We start from the raw sequence: 13,621 nt of genomic DNA on the forward strand, positions 1-13,621 counted from the left end.
AGGGCTTTTGCTGAATGGTGGACCGAACGAAGCGTTGTTCGAATAAATGGGTGCGGGTCAGAGTTCGTTTGTAATCCTCTACCACCGCACACCGTTCGACGAATCAAAGGACAAGAACGGGAAAAGAATATGGGTCGACCAGAAAAGCCCTAACGGAATTATTCCAACCCTTCGCAATCTCTTCCGCAGTTGCGAAAAGGGCACCTGGATTGCCTGGAGAAGGGTCGACGAACAGTCGAATGAGGGCACAGAACGGTTTGAGATGGATAACCCTTCGCCGTTCACTCTTTGCCGAATCCCCCTGGAAGATGGACAGATTTCCAGTTTTTATCACATCACATCCAAAGAATGCTTCTGGCCAATTCTTCATACATTCCCGACCTATTTCAATGTCAACAATGCGAACTGGAAGATCTTTGAAGAGGTCAACAAACGTTTCGCAATGGCGGCATGCGCCGAAGCTGCCGAAGGTGCAACGGTTTGGGTGCATGATTACAACCTTTGGTTGGCTCCTGGATACATCCGAGCCGAACGTCCAGACCTGAAGATCGCCTTTTTCCATCACACCCCTTTCCCGGGGAATGATGTTTTCGCCATCCTTCCCTGGCGTGAGCAGATTCTGGAAAGTCTGCTCTGTTGTGATGTCGTCGGCTTTCATATTCCCCGCTACACGGAAAACTTTGCCCGTGCCGCCACAACGCTGGTGGGTGCCAAGCGTGGACCCAAAGTGCCGGTGGACAAGAAGTTCATAGAGGTCGGCACCGCCCTGTCGGAAGGCACGGTCACCAGTCACCTCGAGCACAACGGCCGCACGATTCAGCTGCTCAGCTCTCCGGTGGGCACCTCACCGGATCTGATTCAGGAGTTGTGCTGGAGCCCGTCGGTTGAAAGCCATGGCGAATTGATCGTTCAAGACACCAAAAAAGGCCGAAAACTGATCCTCTCCGCCAGTCGAGTGGATTACACCAAGGGCAACGAAGAGTTGCTGCTGGCCTTTGAACGGCTGTTGGAACGACGCAAAGATCTGCACGGACAAGTGGTGTTGATGCTGGCCTGTGTGGCCGCCGCCAGTGGAATGAAGATCTACGAAGACACCCAACGCTCGATCGAGGAAATGGCCGGTCGAATCAACGGCCGCTTCAGCCAGATCGATTGGGTCCCCATCCGCTTTTCCACCCGTCGGATCCCCTACGACGAAATGATCGCCTGGTTCTGCCATGCAGACGTGTGCTGGATCACGCCGCTGCGGGATGGCCTGAATCTGGTGGCCAAGGAATATGCCGCTGCTCGACGGAACCGTGGCGGCGTACTTGTGCTCTCGGAATTCACCGGAGCCTCGGTCGTACTCGATGGTGCTGTGCTCACCAACCCGTATTCGAATCGACGCATGGATGAGGCCATTGAATCGGCACTGGAAATGGATGAAGACGAACAACGCGACCGCATGAGCCGGATGACCGATGCCGTTGAGAGCTACACCGTCAGCGACTGGGCGGATGAACAGATGTCTGGTCTGTCGCCCTCGACCCCGCAATGAAACTGCGCCGCTGGCTCGCAGGCGGTGCCCTGGCGCTGGTGATGGCCCTGGGAGCCCTGATCGGGTCAGCCTCCTTTCGGGCGGAGGAGGTGAGCATCCTGATGCCGTCATCCTTCACCGATGCCAGTGCTGATCTGGTCAAAGCCTTCAACCGCGAGCATCGCGGCCGGATTCATCTCAGCTTGATCCGAGGTCCGTTGAACACGGAATCGATCTCAGACCTGGCAATCAGCAGTCTTCTGCTCGGCGATGCGCCCTTCGACGCGCTTTTGATGGATGTCACCTGGCTGCCGAAATATGCCGCCGCCGGCTGGCTGGAACCCCTGGATCCCTGGTTTGATCAGGGTGACCAGGAGCAGCTGGTGCAAGGGGCACGTCTGGGCAATGACTACGACGGCCATCTCTACCGCTGGCCCCTGGTGGCCGATGTGGGACTGCTCTACTGGCGCACGGATCTGATGGATCAGCCACCAGCAACGCCCGATGCGCTGGTCGAGGTTGCTGAACGCCTCGTTGAAAGCCAATCCGTTGCCAATGGTTTTGTTTGGCAAGGGCGACAGTACGAAGGCCTGAGCTGCGACTTCCTTGAAGTGCTGCAGGGCTTCGGCGGTGACTGGATGGACACCACCACCAACACCATGCAGCTCGATGCGCCTGCGGCGACGGCCGCGGCAGCCTGGTTGGACGATCTAATCAGCGAAGGCGTCAGCCCCTACGCCGTGACCAATTACGCCGAGGCGGAGTCGCTTCAGGCCTTCAAGGCCGGGGATGCAGCGCTGATGCGCAACTGGCCCTACGCATGGGCTGAACTGCAGAAGGACGACAGCACGGTGAAAGGCAACGTCGGCATCAGCCTGATGGTGGCGCAACCGGGTGAACGTCCCGGAGCAACCCTCGGCAGCTGGGGGCTGAGCCTGATGCGCCAATCGCAGCACCAGGAGGCAGCGGTGGAAGCGATTCGCTACCTCACCAGCGAAACCGCCCAGCGGCAGCGCTTTCTCAACAATGGCTACACACCCATCCAGGCGGATCTGTTCAACGATCCCGAGATGTTGAAGGCCTCTCCAGTGCTGCCGGATCTGCTGGTGGCCTTGAACCATGCGGTGGTTCGTCCACCAACCCCGCTTTATGCCCAGCTGAGCGATGTGGTGCAGCGGGAACTCAATGGGTTGTTCACCGCTGCCGGGTCCGCCGATGAGGCCATGGCCACCACGCAGCAGCGGAGCCAGACCCTGCTGCGTGCTGCGGGAGCCACGCCATGACCATGCTTCTGGCTGCTCCTGCGCTGCTGTTGATCGCGGTGGTGTTCGGCTGGCCGATGCTTCGCTACTCCTGGCTCAGCTTCCACGCTGATTCCGTGCTCACCGGTCTTGAACCGGTGGCCAACGGTGGGGCCAACTGGTTGCGACTGGCGGCTGATCAGCGCTTCTGGCTGGATGCCGGACAAACCGCCCGATTCGCCCTGATCTCGGTGAGTTTTGAGTTGCTGTTGGCCCTGGCCATTGCATTGTTGCTGCATCAACGCTGGCGCGGTCGGGGTGCCGTTCGCGCCCTAACCCTGCTGCCCTGGGCCCTACCCACAACGATGATGGCCTTGGGCTGGCGCTGGATCTTCAACACGCCTTACGGCCCGATCGAGGTGCTGGCACGAAGCCTTGGCCTCGGCTCCCTGGATCTGCTGTCCACCCCATCGATCACCTGGCTGGTGACGGTGTTTGCGGATGTCTGGAAAACAACGCCCTTCATCACGCTGATTCTTCTGGCAGGGCTCCAGAGCATTCCCGACGACCTCTACAGCGCCTTTCGCCTGGAAGGGGGAACGCCCCTTCAGGCACTTCGCAGGGTCACCCTGCCACTGCTGCTCCCCTACATCCTTCTGAGCCTTCTGTTCCGTTTGGCTCAGGCTTTCGGGGTGTTTGATCTGGTCCAGGTGCTCACTGGTGGCGGTCCCGCCGGCAGTACCGAAAGCATCGCCCTGTATGCCTACCTCAACGGCATGCGCTTCCTCGATTTCGGCTACAGCGCCACCGTGATGCTCGCGGGATTTCTGCTGCTCACCGCACTGATTCTGGCGGGCACGTTGCTGCTGAAGAGCGTCGGCCTGTTGAGGCCCCTCGACCGATGACACGTGGATCGATGACACCTGGATTGATGACACAACGTTCCCTCTGGATTGCACTGCTGCTGGTCTGGTCGCTCGGGCCGATGCTTTGGCAGCTGGTGAGTTCCTTCACCACCGCAGATGCTCTGGTCAATGACCAACTGAGCTTCTGGAGCCGTTGGACGCTCAACAACTACCGGGATCTGCTCAGCACCGATCCGCCCTTCTGGCGTTACCTGTTCAACAGCAGCTTGGTGGCTTCCCTCACCACACTGCTCACCTTGATGCTGGCCATCCCAGCCGCCTATGGCATGGCCAAGCTCCCGGATCGGTGGAAGGGAAGCCTTCGGGCTGCGGTGGTGGGCGCCGCTCTGTTCCCTTATGTGCTGCTGTTTCTGGCGCTGCTCGAACTGGCCCGCACCTTTGCCCTGGGCAACAACCTGATCGCCATCGCCATTCCCTACAGCGCTCTGTCAATGCCTCTGGCCCTGCTGCTGCTCACGGCGGCGTTTGAAGCCCTGCCCAACGATCTCGAAGACGCAGCAAAGCTGGAGGGGCTGTCGTTGTGGCAGCGGCTGCGCTGGGTACTGCTCCCCTTGATTGCACCGGCCTCCGCCAGCACGGCAATCCTGGTGTTTCTGTTCGCCTGGAATGAATATCCCGTGGCCCTCACCTGGCTGAGCCGCAGCGATCTGCTCACATTGCCGGTGGCCATGGCCCGAATTGCGGGATCATCAACCTATTCCGTGCCCTATGGCACCTACGCGGCAGCCACCGTGCTCGGCGCCATTCCTCTGCTGATGCTGGTGCTGGTCTTCCAGCGTCAGATCGTCAGTGGACTCACCAACGGAGCCATCAAGGGATGACACTGCAACTTCAGGCCATCAACAAGCGCTTCGGCGAGCGTCAGGTTCTCCACCAGCTCGATCTCGATGTGGCAAGGGGCGAATGCGTCGCTCTGCTTGGGGCCAGCGGCTGTGGGAAAAGCACGGCCTTGCGTCTGATCGCCGGGCTCGATCACCCCGATCAAGGTTCGATTCGCATCAATGATGCGGAGATGGTTGACGTTCCCGCTGAACGTCGCCGGGTGGGGATGGTGTTTCAAAGCTATGCCCTGTTCCCGCATCTGAATGTTTGGGAGAACCTCGAACTGGGGCTGCGCATGCGGGGCGGCAGCGCCGGCGCCCGCGATGAACGAATCCGCAGCGTCCTGGAGGTGTTGCAGCTCAGCGGACAAGCCCGGCAACGACCCTCACAACTGTCCGGCGGCCAGCGCCAGCGCGTCGCCCTAGCCCGAGCCCTGTTGCGAGATCCCCTGGTGTATCTGCTGGATGAGCCGATGAGCAATCTCGATGCCCAGTTACGCGAAGACCTGCGACCTCAACTGCGCCGCCTGATGATCGGCGGTGAACAACCTGTGGTCTATGTCACCCATGACCAGCAGGAGGCGATGGCGCTGGCGGATCGCATCGCTGTGATGCGCGAGGGAAGGATTGAACAGATCGGAACACCCCGCGAGCTGTACCTGCAACCGGCCAGCACCTACGTCGCCCAGTTCATCGGCCGCCCCCAGATGAATCTGCTGCCTGCCAAGAACGGGGTGATCACCGGCATCCGACCGGACGATCTGCGGCTCGACCCCACAGGCTCACCCTGCACGATCCTCAGCCGTGAATGGTTCGGAGCCAGCCAGATGTTGCTGGTGCGCTGCGATCGAGGCGAGCTGCGGCTGGTCTGCTCTGGAGAAACAGCGATCGAAGCTGAACCATGCATCAGTTGGCCCAGTGATTGCGAGCACCGCTTTGATGCCGTCAGCGGCCGTCGTCTGCCGTCAGGTCGGCTGCCATCCGATTAAGAAGCCCACTGTGCGCTGACGCCTGACATCGCAGGGCTTCGGTTAAATCAGGATCCGCTGGACGGTCCACTTCGGCCCGCCAAAGGGTCAGCAGATCATCTACGGAGGGAAGCGACCGCAAGGGAATGCAGGGCACTGAGGCCATGGCAGCGGCGGCCTCCACCTTCGGGTCGTAGCTGAGGGCAGCCATGGGGCTGTTGGCCAGTCGGGCCAGGATCAAGGCATGCAAACGCATCGGCAGCACCAGACGCGCCCGCTGCACCAGATCGGACACAGCCTCCAGGGACTGGGGAACCAGGGTTGAGCTGCGCGCTTTCAATCGCGCCGGCAGCAGACCTTGATCACTCAGGTGCTGCAGCAGGGGTGCGTCCTGATGTTGATGGAACGCAAGCCAAATCACCGGCGCATCCAAGTCGGCACTGAGCCGATCAAGGGCTTCGGTTAAGCGACGCCAGCCCGCATGATCCAACAAAGGTGTCGGACGCCAACTGAGCACGATGGCGTCGCCACCGAGCCAAGGGCGCGCCGGCATCTGCCAGACCGGATCGGCAGCCAGCACCATCGGCAGCTTGGGGGCCCAACGCTGGGCCCAATCAAAGGAGCGCTGATCCCTCCAGCTCGCTGCCTTGCAGAGCGGCAACACCGTGCGAACCAAAAGCCGACTGATCCGCCGCTGCAAGGGTCCAAGGCCCTGCCCCCAGAGAACCACCTCTGCGCCACCTAGACGGGCAACCGTCATCACCAGCAGGTAATAGACAAGGCTGCTGAAGCTGGTGCTGTCCTGCAGCAGGCTCCCCCCACCAAGAACAAGAACATCAGCTCTCAGGGCCGCACGAAGACAGAGCAGCAAGGAACGGCGGTTCACCGTCTGCGCCGCCGGAGCCAAGGCCAGAACGGGAGCTGGATCGCGGGCTGTGATCAACAGCTGCTGCGGCTTGGGAAATGACGCGACCAGCACCTGAAGCAGGGCATCGTCACCGAGGTTTTGCTCTCCGTAGTAGCCGCAAAGCAGCAATACAGGCGCAGTGGGGCGGACCACGGGCAGCAGCCTGTTCACTCCGCGCATTATCAACGGATTCCTAGGATTCAGGGCATGCATGCGTTGTCGCTGGGAACCTGGTGGATCCACGTCACCTCCGTGGTGGAGTGGTGCGTGGCGATCGTGTTGATGCATCGACGTGGGCTGCCGGGCATGGCCTTGGCGATGCTTCCGGCCCTCGTCAGTGCCATGGCTGCCTGCACCTGGCATCTGTTTGACAACAGCGAAGCGCTGCGGGGGCTGGTCACCCTTCAAGCCCTGTTCACCGTGATCGGCAACTGCACCCTGGCCTGGGCGGCCTGGCAGCTCCAACGACGCCGGGTGGTGGACGGAGCCAGTGCTCCATGAGCTTTGATCCCGCACCGCTGTTCGCGGCCTCGCTGATCCCCTATCTGCTGTTTCTCTACTGGCTCCGCAAAAGTGAGGCGCTGCCGCTGATGGCGGAACGGGGCTTTCAGCTCACCCTTCTGTTTGTGGCCGTCACGATTGTTGCCGCCATTGCCGCCCTGCGCTGCTGCTCAGCGGAACTGGTGGAGATTGACTGGTTGCACGGTGGGGCAGAAGCCTTTCTCACCCTCAGCAACACGGTTTTGGTGATCGGACTGTTGTTACCAACCCCCAAAAAAGGGTGAACAACTCTTAAGAGAGGCAGGCAAGGCGTCGCCATCACCGGAAGATGAGGTGTCGCTCATTGGCTCGAATGCTGACCCACCTCTTCGCGATTGCTCCCGCCTCCGTGTCCTGGTCTCCCAAGGTCGCCTTGGTGATGATCCTCTGCAATGTGGTTGCCATCATGGTCGGCAAGGCCACGATCAAGCACCCCAACGTTGGCGCTGCACTCCCCAACGCTTCCTTCTTCGGAGGCATGGGTCATGCAGCCCTGCTCGGCACCACCAGCCTCGGCCACATCATTGGCATCGGCGCCATCCAGGGTCTGGCCGCCCGCGGCGTGCTCTGAAGCACATCTCTTGAGGGAGGAGCCAGTCTCCTCCCTGAAACAACCCTTGGCTCAGAGCAGATACGGCAGCAGCCTCAGGCCGTAACGCTCAAACTTGTAGTGAAACAACAGCTCTGAGAGAGCAGAAGCTTCTGCGGTCGCAGAAAGCCCATGGATCAGACGTTCGAGACGTCGGTCGGCCCTTGGATTGTCAAGGCCCCACCAGGTGCGCCGCGCCAGCCGGCCCGACACCAACCAGCGCCAACTCCGCTGGGCCTTGATCTGTTCTTGGTAGCGACAGGCCATGGTCGTGGCGTCCCCAGGCATCCTCTCAGCGATCAACAGATCGGCCAGTTGATCCGCGCTGTCCATCGCATGGCGGATCCCTTCTCCCCCAAGCAGATTGGCGGAACTGGCCGCATCCCCCACAGCCAGCAGTGCACCGGCCACCAAGGGTTCGGAGCGGGCGATGCTGCTGGACACAGGCCCGCCATGGCGATCCAGCACCGGGCAGGCGCTCAGGCCGCAACGTTGAATCAAGCGCTGAAGGGGCCCAGCCAGGCTGCCGGGGGTCTGACGATCCGCCGGTGGAAGGTGACAGACGCCCACCTTGAGGCGTTGCCCCTGCATGGGGAAGATCCAGCCGTATCCATGGGGGATCCAGTCGGAGCCCAGGAAGAAACTGATCCGATCCCGCCATGCAGCGGCCTGACGATCATCGGCCTGCAGCAACCACTCAACGCCGATGCCCTTCAGCAGCGGATCCTCAGGATTGGGGCTGAGGCCAGCCTGCTGCAGCAGATCTCGGCGCGCACCCGTGGCATCAATCAGCCAGCGCGCTGAGCGCAATGACGTCCGCCCATCGCGTGACTGCAGTTGCACGCTGGCTTGATCGGCCGTGAGCGTGGTCAGCGCAGCCCGGCAACCCTGGATCAACTCCACCCCATGGCGACGCGCCTCCTCCCAGAGCCAGGACCGAAGCCGGCCGAAGTCGAGCACCACCCCCAGATCGCCGGCAGACCACCACTGATGAACCTGACCCGAGGGATCATGCAGCTGCCAGCCCTGCCAGGTGGCGGCAATGGCGTCATCCGGCAAACCCAACCGACGAACAGCGTCGAATGGCAGCGCGCCACTGGAGTAGGCGTGGCGATGGGGATCAGCCAAGCGATCCACCAGGGTGACCTGAGTACCCGCCCGGGCCAGTTGAATCGCCAGGCGAGCACCGGACGGCCCAGCGCCAACGATCAGAACGGACACTGATGCCCCAGTTTCAGGCCTGCAGGGCCTTGATCGAAGCGCTGGCTGGCAGATCACCCGAGCTGTTTCTGAAGCGCTCAAGGATGCGTTCAGCCATCTGCGCAGGAGTCAGGCCGAGAGCCTCCTTGCTCTGCTGCGGCGTGGCGTGATCGACCAGCTGGTCAGGGATGCCAATGCGCAGCATCGACACGTTGATGTCCTGATCCGTCAACGACTCCAGAACCGCTGCACCAAAACCACCCGGCAGGGCTCCCTCCTCCATGGTGACAACACGGGGGATGCGTCGCCCCAGGGGATGGATCAGCGCCTGATCCAGGGGCCTCAGGAAGCGGGCATTGATCACAGTGGTGGAGAGCCCTGCTTCCTCAAGCAGCGTTGCAGTCGCAAGGGCCGGCGCCACCATCGAGCCGTAAGCCACGATCATCAAATCGTCGCCTTCCCGCAGCAGTTCACCGCGGCCGATCGGCAGCGTTTCCCAACCCTCTTCCATTAACGGCACGCCTTCCCCGGAGCCCCGAGGAATCCGCAGCGCCGTGGGCCCGTCGTGCTGCAGGCAGGTCACCAGCATCCGCTGCAGCTCAGCCTCATCCTTCGGCGCCATCACTGTGAAGTTGGGAATGGCCCGCATGTAGCTGATGTCGTACTGACCCTGGTGGGTCGGACCGTCAGCACCAACGATGCCGGCGCGATCAAGCACGAAGGTGACCGGCAACTTCTGAATGCCCACGTCGTGGATCAACTGGTCGTAGGCGCGCTGCAGGAAGGTGCTGTAGATGGCAACGACAGGGCGCAACCCCTCGCAGGCCATGCCCGCCGCCAGGGTGACGGCATGCTGCTCAGCAATGCCGACGTCCACGTACTGGTCAGGAACGGCCTTCTGAAGCAGGTCGAGACCGGTACCGGTAGCCATGGCCGCGGTGATGCCGATCACCCGACTGTTCTGCTCGCAGAGCTTGACCAGGGTCTGCCCAAACACCTTGCTGTAGCTGGGAGGCTTGGGTTTCGATGACGGGATTGCCTTGCCGGTGCCGAGATCAAAGGCCGATTGGGCGTGATAGCCCACCTGATCGGCCTCGGCATAGGGATAGCCCTTGCCCTTCTTGGTGACCACATGCACCAGCACAGGGCCGCCTTCTCGGTGGGCCGCCTGGAAGGTGCGCACCATTTCACCAATGTCATGGCCGTCGATAGGCCCCATGTAGGTGAAGCCCAGCTCCTCGAACACGGCACCCACCTTCGGTACCGCGAGGCGACGCATGCTGCCCTTGAGACGGTTGAGTTCCGCAGGAATCTCGCCACCCATGAAGGGCAGGTGCCGAACGCTCTCCTCAACACTTCCTGAGAGGAACTGCATCGGCGGGCTAAGCCGCGCACGGTTCAGAACGTTCGACAGGGCCCCCACCGGCGGGGAGATCGACATGTCGTTGTCGTTCAGCACCACCAAGAGCGGTGTATTCGGGAGATGTCCGGCGTGGTTGATGGCCTCCAAAGCCATGCCGCCTGTCAGGGCTCCATCACCGATGACGGCAACGCACTTGAACGACTCACCACGGTTGTCCCGCGCCATGGCCATGCCCAGCGCCGCTGAGATGGAGGTGCTGGCGTGGCCCGCTCCGAAGTGGTCGAAGTCGCTCTCAGTGCGCTTGAGGTACCCCGCTACCCCGTGCTGCTGACGCAGGGAATCGAAATCCTTGAACCGACCGGTGATCAATTTGTGGGGGTAGGCCTGATGGCCCACATCCCAGATCACACGGTCCTGGTCGAGATCCAGCGTCTGGTACAGCGCCAGGGTCAGTTCCACAACCCCCAGACCAGGCCCCAGGTGACCACCACTGGTGGACACCACCTGCAGATGCCGCTCACGAATCTGCCGAGCCACATCCTCGAGCTGAGCCGGGCTGAGTCCGTGCAGTTCATTCGGATGCTTCAGATCTCCGAGATGCATGCACTGACAACTCCAATCCGTGCAATCTACGGGAACCAACCCGGATCCTGTCTGGATCGAACCCTTGGAAGAATGGTGAGATGACCGATTACCTGCAGCGGATCCTGCGCGCCCGCGTCTACGACGTGGCGCGGGAAACCCCTTTGGATCCTGCCCCGAATCTGAGCCGCCGCCTGAACAACACGGTCTGGCTGAAGCGTGAGGATCTCCAGCCGGTGTTCTCGTTCAAGCTGCGCGGCGCTTACAACCGCATGGCGCAGCTCAACGCCGACGAGCTCAAGCGGGGTGTGATTGCCTCCAGCGCCGGGAACCACGCCCAGGGCGTCGCCCTGAGTGCCCAGCGGCTCGGCTGTCGGGCGGTAATCGTGATGCCGAGCACCACACCCGAGGTGAAAGTGCGCGCTGTGCGGGCCCTGGGTGGTGACGTGGTTCTCCATGGCGAGACCTACGACGAGTGCTCCGCGGAAGCGCAGCGCCGCTGCAAAGCCGATGGACTCACGTTCATTCACCCCTTCGACGATCCGGAAGTGATCGCAGGCCAGGGCACGATCGGCATGGAGATCATGCGCCAGGCCGAACAGCCACCCAACGCGATCTATGTGGCCGTGGGTGGTGGTGGCCTGATTGCAGGCATCGCCGCCTACGTCAAACGGCTGTGGCCGGAAACGGAGGTGATCGGCGTGGAGCCGGTCGATGCCGATGCCCTGAGCCGCTCCCTCGAGCAGGGCCAGCGGGTGGAACTAGAGCAGGTGGGACTGTTTGCCGATGGCGTCGCCGTGAGAAAGGTGGGCGAACACACCTTTGAGTTGGCCCAGCAGTTCGTCGATCGCATGGTGCGGGTCGACACCGATGCCATCTGCGCCGCGATCAAGGACGTCTTTGAAGACACCCGTTCCATCCTGGAGCCCGCCGGAGCCCTGGCAGTTGCCGGGATGAAACAGGACGTGGCCGAGCGCCATCTGACGGGGCGCCATCTGGTGGCGGTGGCCTGCGGGGCCAACATGAATTTCGACCGCCTGCGCTTCATCGCCGAACGGGCTGAGCTCGGGGAAGAGCGGGAAGCGATGCTGGCCGTGGAGATTCCCGAATCACCCGGCAGCCTGAGGCGGCTCTGCGAACTGCTGCGGGAGCGGAGCCTCACGGAATTCAGCTATCGCATGACCGATGGCGCTTCTGCGCAGATCTTCATCGGTGTGCAGGTGAGCGATGACAACGACCGTGCCTCACTGCTGAGCCAACTGGAGCGTGGGGGCTTTCCCTGCCTCGATCTCAGCGAAAACGAATTTGCCAAGGTTCACTTGCGCCACATGGTGGGGGGTCGTCTGCCGGCTTCAGCGCGCACGGCCTGTGCCGGGGAATGCAAAGAGCTGCTGTACCGCTTCGAATTTCCCGAACGACCGGGCGCCTTGATGAGCTTCGTAGATGCTCTGCACCCCGGCTGGAGCATCAGCATCTTCCACTACAGAAATCACGGTGCTGACGTGGGGCGCATCGTTGTAGGCGTGCTGGTGCCGGAACAGGAGATGCAGGGCTGGACAGAATTCCTCAATGCCCTGGGCTATCGCCACTGGGATGAAACCAACAACCCCGCCTATGGGCTGTTCCTCTGAGTTTCAGGGCGGTAACTTGAGCTCTCTCGAGGGGTTGTGATGACGTCTCCATCCCTGCCCACCCGGCTCGAGGCGATTCTTTATCTCAAGGGTCGGCCCGTGAGCATCGGCGAACTGGCAGAGCTGGCCGACTCCGACCGTCGAAGCGTCGAAGAAGCCCTCGTGGCCCTGACGGCCTCCTACGCCCAGCGCGACAGTGCCCTAGAGATCGTTGAACAGAGCGGTCGCTACGGGCTGCAGCTCAGGCCAGGCATGGGCGATCTGGTCAAAGACCTGCTGCCGGTGAATCTATCCACGGCAACCCTGCGAACCCTCGCCACCATTGCCCTGAAGAAACGCATCCTTCAATCGGATCTTGTGGATCTGCGGGGCTCAGGGGCCTACGACCACATCAAGGAACTGCTGGCGCAGGAATTCATTGAACGGCGTCGTCAGAGCGAGGGGCGGTCCTACTGGCTCACCCTCACCGAAAAATTTCATCGCACCTTCTCCGTGCTTCCTGATCTTGGGGCAACCGATCTGACGGAAGCTGCATAAAGTCGGAGAAGATCAGCCCCCGCCATGGAATCTCTACCCGTCACCCTGCTGCAGGTGCTGGCCCAGACCCTGCAGATCTACTCCCTGGTGCTGATCGTTCGGGTTCTGCTGAGCTGGTTCCCGAACCTGGACTGGGGCAATCCGGTGCTGAGCAGCGTGAGTGCGATCACCGACCCTTACCTCAACGCCTTCAGGGGATTGATCCCACCGCTGGGGGGCATTGACCTCTCCGCAATCCTGGCCTTCCTCGCCCTGAATCTGTTGCAGAGCCTTGTCGGGCAGTCGATCAGCGCCTTCTACATGTCGGGCTCCAGCTGGTGATCACTGCTGGTTAATGCCGCGCTCCAGCGGCAGCAAGTCATCATCGTCAACATCAACGCGAGTTCGGACCGGAGCATTGAATCCTCGGGCACGGGGATTTTTGATCACGAACGGTCCGGGGGTTCCGGCAGGCACTGAGATTCGCAGGGCGAACGCGGAGTGACCGGGGTTCACATCCCCGATCGATCCCACCCGGGTTCTGTTGGGAAGAACGGGTTCACCACTGGCATCCAGGATCCGTGCGTACACATCCGTGTCGATGACGCTGTTCTTGCTTCGGTTCTCAACATCTCCCGTCAGCACATAACAGCTGGCACCCACCGGCCGACTCAGTTCGGGTTGATTGCCAGCATCCAGCTCTCCACAGGGATCCAGGCGAAGCTGACTGAGTTGCAGTTCAGCTGCATCGCAGGGGAGCGCCAGTCCCAGCAGCAAAGGGAGGCTGCACATCAAGGCAAGAAGTCGACGGAGCATCAGGA

The 13,621-nt window shown here is 61.6% G+C and carries 15 protein-coding genes; 11 read left to right on the forward strand and 4 right to left on the reverse strand.

Translation table 11 applies throughout. The features are described from left to right. Positions 1 to 46 precede the first annotated feature (46 nt). Genes ggpS through SynA1562_RS06785 form a run of 5 tightly spaced genes read left to right on the forward strand, consistent with a single transcriptional unit; the run spans position 47 to position 5,493 of the window. Positions 47 to 1,537 carry a glucosylglycerol-phosphate synthase gene (gene ggpS / locus SynA1562_RS06765; protein ID WP_186493252.1) on the forward strand — a complete coding sequence of 497 codons (1,491 nt, stop codon included), beginning with the start codon at positions 47 to 49 and terminating at the stop codon, positions 1,535 to 1,537. Next, the gene (locus tag SynA1562_RS06770; protein WP_186493253.1) at positions 1,534 to 2,799 is read left to right on the forward strand and encodes an ABC transporter substrate-binding protein; all 1,266 of its coding nucleotides are present in this window, start codon (positions 1,534 to 1,536) and stop codon (positions 2,797 to 2,799) included. Before ggpS ends, SynA1562_RS06770 begins: the two co-directional genes overlap by 4 nt. Beyond that, on the forward strand, positions 2,796 to 3,662 hold the full coding sequence (locus SynA1562_RS06775) for a carbohydrate ABC transporter permease (RefSeq protein WP_186493254.1): 867 nt from the start codon (positions 2,796 to 2,798) through the stop codon (positions 3,660 to 3,662). The genes SynA1562_RS06770 and SynA1562_RS06775 overlap by 4 nt, the downstream gene beginning before the upstream one ends. Positions 3,663 to 3,688: 26 nt before the next feature. Beyond that, positions 3,689 to 4,504 (forward strand): carbohydrate ABC transporter permease, encoded by an 816-nt coding sequence (locus tag SynA1562_RS06780; RefSeq protein WP_186493255.1) that lies wholly within the window; start codon positions 3,689 to 3,691, stop codon positions 4,502 to 4,504. Further along, positions 4,501 to 5,493 (forward strand): ABC transporter ATP-binding protein, encoded by a 993-nt coding sequence (locus SynA1562_RS06785; RefSeq protein WP_186493256.1) that lies wholly within the window; start codon positions 4,501 to 4,503, stop codon positions 5,491 to 5,493. The genes SynA1562_RS06780 and SynA1562_RS06785 overlap by 4 nt, the downstream gene beginning before the upstream one ends. Here SynA1562_RS06785 and csaB read toward each other — a convergent pair. Then, a complete protein-coding gene (csaB, locus tag SynA1562_RS06790) occupies positions 5,450 to 6,532 on the reverse strand; it encodes a polysaccharide pyruvyl transferase CsaB (protein WP_186495343.1) in 1,083 nt (360 codons plus the stop codon). The genes SynA1562_RS06785 and csaB overlap by 44 nt on opposite strands. A gap of 54 nt (positions 6,533 to 6,586) precedes the next feature. Between csaB and SynA1562_RS06795 the strand changes: the two genes are divergently transcribed. The 3 genes from SynA1562_RS06795 (at position 6,587) to psaK (ending at position 7,490) form a co-directional block, all read left to right on the forward strand. After that, positions 6,587 to 6,880: a DUF2499 domain-containing protein gene (locus tag SynA1562_RS06795; RefSeq protein ID WP_186493257.1), complete on the forward strand. Its 294-nt coding sequence runs from the start codon at positions 6,587 to 6,589 to the stop codon at positions 6,878 to 6,880. After that, a complete protein-coding gene (locus SynA1562_RS06800) occupies positions 6,877 to 7,164 on the forward strand; it encodes a DUF3593 domain-containing protein (RefSeq protein WP_186493258.1) in 288 nt (95 codons plus the stop codon). Before SynA1562_RS06795 ends, SynA1562_RS06800 begins: the two co-directional genes overlap by 4 nt. Positions 7,165 to 7,232: 68 nt before the next feature. Beyond that, a complete protein-coding gene (psaK, locus tag SynA1562_RS06805; protein ID WP_041434789.1) occupies positions 7,233 to 7,490 on the forward strand; it encodes a photosystem I reaction center subunit PsaK in 258 nt (85 codons plus the stop codon). A 51-nt stretch (positions 7,491 to 7,541) separates the two neighbouring features. Here psaK and SynA1562_RS06810 read toward each other — a convergent pair whose 3' ends face one another. Both SynA1562_RS06810 and dxs read right to left on the reverse strand, forming a co-directional pair. Then, positions 7,542 to 8,729, reverse strand: a complete 1,188-nt coding sequence (locus tag SynA1562_RS06810; protein ID WP_186493259.1) for an NAD(P)/FAD-dependent oxidoreductase — start codon at positions 8,727 to 8,729, stop codon at positions 7,542 to 7,544. A 13-nt stretch (positions 8,730 to 8,742) separates the two neighbouring features. Then, the gene (dxs, locus tag SynA1562_RS06815; protein ID WP_186493260.1) at positions 8,743 to 10,674 is read right to left on the reverse strand and encodes a 1-deoxy-D-xylulose-5-phosphate synthase; all 1,932 of its coding nucleotides are present in this window, start codon (positions 10,672 to 10,674) and stop codon (positions 8,743 to 8,745) included. A gap of 80 nt (positions 10,675 to 10,754) precedes the next feature. Between dxs and ilvA the strand changes: the two genes are divergently transcribed. The 3 genes from ilvA to SynA1562_RS06830 are packed head-to-tail and all read left to right on the forward strand — an operon-like array spanning position 10,755 to position 13,142. Next, positions 10,755 to 12,284, forward strand: a complete 1,530-nt coding sequence (gene ilvA / locus SynA1562_RS06820; protein ID WP_186493261.1) for a threonine ammonia-lyase, biosynthetic — start codon at positions 10,755 to 10,757, stop codon at positions 12,282 to 12,284. 39 nt (positions 12,285 to 12,323) lie between these two features. Continuing rightward, entirely contained in the window at positions 12,324 to 12,821 is a 498-nt protein-coding gene (scpB, locus tag SynA1562_RS06825) for an SMC-Scp complex subunit ScpB (protein WP_186493262.1), read from the forward strand. Between the two features lie 24 nt (positions 12,822 to 12,845). Beyond that, a complete protein-coding gene (locus tag SynA1562_RS06830; protein ID WP_186493263.1) occupies positions 12,846 to 13,142 on the forward strand; it encodes a YggT family protein in 297 nt (98 codons plus the stop codon). Here SynA1562_RS06830 and SynA1562_RS06835 read toward each other — a convergent pair whose 3' ends face one another. Beyond that, positions 13,143 to 13,616 (reverse strand): hypothetical protein, encoded by a 474-nt coding sequence (locus SynA1562_RS06835; RefSeq protein ID WP_186493264.1) that lies wholly within the window; start codon positions 13,614 to 13,616, stop codon positions 13,143 to 13,145. Positions 13,617 to 13,621 lie beyond the last annotated feature (5 nt).

Source organism: Synechococcus sp. A15-62 (assembly GCF_014280075.1).
In the GTDB taxonomy this organism is placed as follows: domain Bacteria; phylum Cyanobacteriota; class Cyanobacteriia; order PCC-6307; family Cyanobiaceae; genus Parasynechococcus.

Bases quoted from the DNA above. Each gene is read 5' to 3' on its own strand.
- scpB (WP_186493262.1), top strand. From the start codon at position 12,324: ATGACGTCTCCATCCCTGCCCACCCGGCTCGAGGCGATTCTTTATCTC.
- dxs (WP_186493260.1), bottom strand. From the start codon at position 10,674: ATGCATCTCGGAGATCTGAAGCATCCGAATGAACTGCACGGACTCAGC.
- SynA1562_RS06785 (WP_186493256.1), top strand. From the start codon at position 4,501: ATGACACTGCAACTTCAGGCCATCAACAAGCGCTTCGGCGAGCGTCAG.
- SynA1562_RS06775 (WP_186493254.1), top strand. From the start codon at position 2,796: ATGACCATGCTTCTGGCTGCTCCTGCGCTGCTGTTGATCGCGGTGGTG.
- SynA1562_RS06830 (WP_186493263.1), top strand. From the start codon at position 12,846: ATGGAATCTCTACCCGTCACCCTGCTGCAGGTGCTGGCCCAGACCCTG.
- SynA1562_RS06835 (WP_186493264.1), bottom strand. From the start codon at position 13,616: ATGCTCCGTCGACTTCTTGCCTTGATGTGCAGCCTCCCTTTGCTGCTG.
- SynA1562_RS06770 (WP_186493253.1), top strand. From the start codon at position 1,534: ATGAAACTGCGCCGCTGGCTCGCAGGCGGTGCCCTGGCGCTGGTGATG.
- SynA1562_RS06795 (WP_186493257.1), top strand. From the start codon at position 6,587: ATGCATGCGTTGTCGCTGGGAACCTGGTGGATCCACGTCACCTCCGTG.
- ilvA (WP_186493261.1), top strand. From the start codon at position 10,755: ATGACCGATTACCTGCAGCGGATCCTGCGCGCCCGCGTCTACGACGTG.
- ggpS (WP_186493252.1), top strand. From the start codon at position 47: ATGGGTGCGGGTCAGAGTTCGTTTGTAATCCTCTACCACCGCACACCG.
- SynA1562_RS06800 (WP_186493258.1), top strand. From the start codon at position 6,877: ATGAGCTTTGATCCCGCACCGCTGTTCGCGGCCTCGCTGATCCCCTAT.
- psaK (WP_041434789.1), top strand. From the start codon at position 7,233: ATGCTGACCCACCTCTTCGCGATTGCTCCCGCCTCCGTGTCCTGGTCT.
- SynA1562_RS06780 (WP_186493255.1), top strand. From the start codon at position 3,689: ATGACACAACGTTCCCTCTGGATTGCACTGCTGCTGGTCTGGTCGCTC.